Annotated in this window: 4 protein-coding genes; all 4 read left to right on the plus strand. The window is 63.6% G+C overall.

All coding sequences use genetic code 11. The features are described 5' to 3' along the window. Nucleotides 1–182: 182 nt before the first annotated feature. From JQ621_RS35160 to JQ621_RS35175, 4 genes are read left to right on the plus strand one after another with little or no spacing between them, the layout of a single operon-like run. A complete protein-coding gene (locus JQ621_RS35160) occupies nucleotides 183–761 on the plus strand; it encodes a TnsA endonuclease N-terminal domain-containing protein (protein ID WP_312015482.1) in 579 nt (192 codons plus the stop codon). Continuing rightward, entirely contained in the window at nucleotides 758–2,425 is a 1,668-nt protein-coding gene (locus tag JQ621_RS35165) for a Mu transposase C-terminal domain-containing protein (protein ID WP_212241786.1), read from the plus strand. The genes JQ621_RS35160 and JQ621_RS35165 overlap by 4 nt, the downstream gene beginning before the upstream one ends. Continuing rightward, nucleotides 2,425–3,318: a TniB family NTP-binding protein gene (locus JQ621_RS35170; RefSeq protein ID WP_249125775.1), complete on the plus strand. Its 894-nt coding sequence runs from the start codon at nucleotides 2,425–2,427 to the stop codon at nucleotides 3,316–3,318. The genes JQ621_RS35165 and JQ621_RS35170 overlap by 1 nt, the downstream gene beginning before the upstream one ends. Beyond that, nucleotides 3,305–4,837 carry a TniQ family protein gene (locus JQ621_RS35175; protein ID WP_212241789.1) on the plus strand — a complete coding sequence of 511 codons (1,533 nt, stop codon included), beginning with the start codon at nucleotides 3,305–3,307 and terminating at the stop codon, nucleotides 4,835–4,837. The genes JQ621_RS35170 and JQ621_RS35175 overlap by 14 nt, the downstream gene beginning before the upstream one ends. The last annotated feature ends 69 nt before the right edge of the window (nucleotides 4,838–4,906 follow it).

Below are 4,906 nucleotides of genomic sequence, written 5' to 3' on the forward strand. Positions count from 1 at the left end.
TGTCGGTGTGCCGTGTTCGGTGAATCGGCGCGGATGGAAAACTGAGTCGATGCAAGGATTTGAGTCCATGTGTTTGGTTCCATGTCTGTGAACTGACTCCGAAATGTGCGATGCTGGCGTACTGAGTCGCATTCCATGTGGAGGGCGATTTGCGGCGCATCCCACTCAGCCATCGGTCCCATGTGACCGGCTTCCAGTCCCTCGGGACTGGTCTGACGGAGCATGAAAGCGCGCTCGAACGGGACTTCGTGACGTTGAGCAGCTTCAGGGATGCGGGTGCGGTGTTGACCGCACAGCCCGTCACGATCCGGTTCGAGCATGAGGGTCGACGACGGCGGTACACGCCGGACTTCCGCGTCGCCTGGAGCGATGGCGCGATCGATATTGTGGAGATCAAATACCGGGTCGACCTGCGGGCGAGTTGGTACCACTTGCGGCCAGCTTTCGCGGCCGCGCGGGCATGGGCCGGCGCCCATGGCGCTCGGTTCCGCGTCGTCACGGAACGCGGCATCCGCGGATCGGCGCTCGATGCCGCGAAACGGCTGCTGCCACTCAGGAGCGCTCCGGTCGACGCGGCGCTGGCAGAAGACGCGATAGCCGCGGCGCGGGCCAGCGCGACGAGCTTCGGTGATTTGCTCGATGCCCTGCCGGCAAGCCGCGAAGCGGGACTTGCGCTGATCTGGCGGTTGATCGCCCGTGGCGCTCTGGTCGCCGATCTGTCGGCGCCAATCACGGCCGATACACGGATAACGGCGTCATGAGCACACCGGACCTCACGATGGTGAGTGAGGCCGATTGGAACGAAGCCCGGCGTCGTCTGCCGGTGATCCGTCGTCTGGCGGAAAATCGAACGCGCACCCGGGCCGACGTTGTTGCCGGCGCGGCCGAGTTGGGATTCGGCGCCACGCAGATCTACGCGTTCTTGCGCGCTTATCTGGACGACCCAAGGCTGACCACTCTGTTGCCGGCCGGGTGTGGGCCTCCATGGGGGTACTCGAAGCTCAAAGCGGAAGTGAATGCCGTGATTGAGGAAGCAATTGACGCCGTGTATCTGACGCGGCAGCGCCTCAAAATCGTGGATTTGGTCGCCGAAGTGCATCGCCAATGCGTCGCCCGCGGTCTGGCGAAGCCTGGCCGGAAGGCGGTCACTGCGAGAGTACGGAAGCGTCCGGCACGGGAGATCGTCGCCAAACGCGAAGGCCGCAAGGCGGCGCGCGATCGTTACGTTCCAGCGATCGGTTCGCTCGAAGCCCACTGGCCGCTGTCGCTGATCCAGATCGACCATACGCTGGTCGATGTGATTGTGGTTGACAGCGAAACCCGTACGTCGATCCAGCGTCCGTGGCTGACGTTGGCGATCGACGTTTGTACCCGCTGCGTTGCCGGTTTCCATCTTTCGCTGGAACCTCCGTCTGCAACGTCGGTTGCGCTGTGTCTGAGCCACGGCGCGCTCGCCAAGGACAGTTGGCTTGCCGAACGACGCATCGATGCGGTGTGGCCAGTGCGGGGCATTCCGGAACGACTGCATCTGGACAATGCGAAGGAGTTCCGTTCGGAAGCTCTGAAGCGCGGCTGCGAGCAATACGGGATCGCGATCGACCATAGGCCGGTGAGGACGCCGCACTATGGCGGCCATATCGAGCGCCTGATCGGTACGATGATGGGCAAGGTTCATCTGCTGCCGGGAACGACGTTCTCCAACGTCCAGGCAAAGGGCGATCTCAACCCCGACAAAACAGCGGCAATGACACTGGAGGAAGTCGAGCGTTGGCTCGGTCATGCGATAGCAGGCGTTTATCATCGCGAACTGCATCGCGGGATTGCCATGACACCGCTGGCCGCCTGGGAACGCGGCATCGCCGGCGACGACGCGACACTCGGGCGCGGTGAGCCGACTGCCGTGGCCGATCCGCGTCGCTTCCTGATCGACTTCCTGCCGATCGAGCGCCGGTTGATTCGTCGCGATGGCGTCGCGCTGCATTCGATCGCTTACTGGTCCGATGTGTTGAGTACATGGATCGGCCATCCTGAACCGATGATCGTCCGCTATGATCCGCGCGATCTGAGCCGCATCTATCTGCTCGGCCCAGATGGAAGCTATTACGATCTGAGCTACCGCGACTTGCGGCGGCCGGCGATCAGCCTGTGGGAACATCGTCTGGCCTTGAAACGGCTGCGCGAGGATGGCCGGATGCAGGTGGATGAAGCCGCGATCTTCCGCACTGTCGAGACCATGCGGGCAATTGCCGACGATGCGGTACACGCCAGCAAGAAGGCCAGACGGCAGCGCGCACGCCGTCTTCTGGTCGCGCCCGCCGTGCAACGCGACTTGCCGCAGGGGAACCCTGCCGACACCGATATCTGCCGCGAGGTGGGCGACGAACAGCAGCCGCATGAGCGGATGTTCCAGGTCGAGGAATGGTGATGGTTGACTATGCGCATCTGCAACCTGCGACGCGGCCGGTCGCCGCGGAAGATGCGCAATCGCGGATACGCCGCATCCGCACGGATCGTTGGATCGGCTACGCACGGGCGGAAGCCGTCCTTGCGGCGCTGGAGGATTTGCTGACGTTCCCGAAGCGGTTGCGAATGCCGAACCTGTTGCTGGTCGGCCCCACGAACAACGGCAAGACGATGATCGTGGAGAAGTTCCGACGAGCCCACGCATCGGTCCCCGCGGGTGAAACTGACGCGGGCGCGGCGATCGTTCCGGTGTTGAAGATACAGATGCCGGCTGGGCCCGACGAGGGCCGGTTCTTCGGCGCGATACTGGAGGCGCTCGGTATGCCGTACGGTGCGCGCGACAGAGTGGCGGCTAAGCAAGACACCGCGGTTCGCATTATGCGCGCCACGGGCACACGACTGCTTGTGATTGACGAACTGCACAACCTTCTGTCGGGCACGGCGTTGCAGCAACGACGATTGCTCAATGTGCTGCGCTGGCTCGGCAACGAATTGCAGATTCCGCTCGTCGGCGTCGGTACACCGGAGGCGCTGCGGGCGATCCGCAGCGACGAGCAACTCGTCAATCGGTTTGAGCCGTTTGCACTGCCTCTGTGGACGGATGACGACGAATACCGCCGGCTGCTCAGCACGCTGGAGGCCGTGCTCCCGCTGCGCAAGCCTTCGCATCTCGCCGATCCCGCGATGGCGGGCCGCATTCTCACGGCGGCCGAGGGCGTGTTGGGCGAGATCATCGCGATTGTCGTCCGTTCGGCCGTCGTTGCGGTCGATTCCGGCACCGAGACGATCTCCGCGCGCATGATCGAGCGTGCAAGCTTCATCCGACCCTCCGAGCGTCGTCGTGTCGCGGTCTGATCTGTTTGCGGTGGCGGTGCTGCCACCTGCACAGGCAAGAGTTGGTGCACTTCCCCTGCACGTTGCTCCGGCGGAGGATGAGGCGCTGGCCTCGTGGATCATCAGCCTGGCTGCCACTCTGAAGCTGTCGCCATTGGCGCTGTGTCGCATGGTGTTTGAGATTGACGCGGCCGCCGATCGAGAATGGTGGCGACGCCCGTCCGCCGACACACTGGCGGTGATTGGCAGCAAGACTGGCATCGACATCGGCGTGCTCGAAGCGATGACGTTCGCGGGCTGGTCCCACGCACGCGACGATGAGCGGCCGGAGCGATTCGACGGCAAGAATTCGTCCGTTCAGCCCGCGCACGGCAGCCGCGGTCGCCGCATACGCATCTGCCCGATGTGCCTGGCCGACGACGCGCGCGCTTATCTGCGGTTGTTCTGGATGACCGGGTGGGCGGGCGTCTGCCCGAAACATCGCATCTCGCTGACCGGGCGCTGTCCGTCCTGCCGATGCGCGCTCTATGTGGAGAGCCTGAAGGCTCGCCAGACAGCGGGTCTGATCGCCTGCCGGAAATGCGGGGCGAAGTTGGCAGGCGGTGGCGCTCCCGCCAATGAGGCAACGTTGCGTCTCCAGCAAGCGCTTATCGTTGGAAAGCGATCGGGCCGGCTGGCGCTTCCCAGGATTGGTGATCTCGACTGGCCAACAATGATGGCGTTGATCGACGTATTGCTCGGCATGGTGTGGATTGGTACGGCGAGAGAATATCGTCGCCGGTTGTTCAAACGCATCGCCGATGATCTCGATCTTGGCGAAGACCAGACCGATAGCATCCCGTGGCGCTCGAACTATGGTGGGTTGCTGATCCTCGCATGGTTGCTGGAAGATCTGGATGCGCATCTGCGCGCGGCAATCGCGACCCTGCACACAGTTCACCGTGATCGGTTGCTGGCCCGCCTCCCGAATCTGCCAGAGGAAATGAGCGAACGACTGCGTACGATCCTCGCACCAGCCGCCGCGTCGCGCCCACAAGGCCGGAGAAGCTGGCGCGAATGGATCGACACGCTTCCCGAAAGCGGGACCGATCTGCGCGAACGCGCGCTTGGCGAACGCTACAGGCTGAGGCGTCGTCGCTTGTTCGTGCTCGCTGCCATTCGTGATGGTGCTACCGTTGAAAGCGCCGCGGATAGCGCCGGCATGAGAGCGAGGACCGTTTATCGCTTGCTGGATCAAGGCGCTCGAAACGGCCTGGAGGCTGCGTTGGAGCGGCCGCGACGCGGCAATAAATTGACCGGCGCTCAGGCCGAGGCACTGGGACGATGGATCGCGGGCGCGCGCGCTCATCAGAGCCGCAAGGCCGTGATGGCCCAAGCCTTGACGATGTTCGGTGTCAGCTTGAACACCGACGAGGCGTACGCAGTGCTGCGCGTCCATCGTCGTGCCGGACGGGGACGCCGAAGACGACTCTGGAAGCCCAATCCGCTGAGGTGTACGATTCTTGCCGAGCCTACTCATGATTCGGCTCGCAGTTCGTGAACTGAGTTCGCTCTCTTGGCACACAGTTCGCTGACTCGGCACCGGTTCGCTGAACACGGCACATCGACA

Source organism: Bradyrhizobium manausense (genome assembly GCF_018129685.1).
GTDB classification, from domain to species: Bacteria; Pseudomonadota; Alphaproteobacteria; order Rhizobiales; family Xanthobacteraceae; genus Bradyrhizobium; species Bradyrhizobium manausense_D.

Bases quoted from the DNA above. Each gene is read 5' to 3' on its own strand.
- JQ621_RS35165 (WP_212241786.1), top strand. From the start codon at position 758: ATGAGCACACCGGACCTCACGATGGTGAGTGAGGCCGATTGGAACGAA.
- JQ621_RS35170 (WP_249125775.1), top strand. From the start codon at position 2,425: ATGGTTGACTATGCGCATCTGCAACCTGCGACGCGGCCGGTCGCCGCG.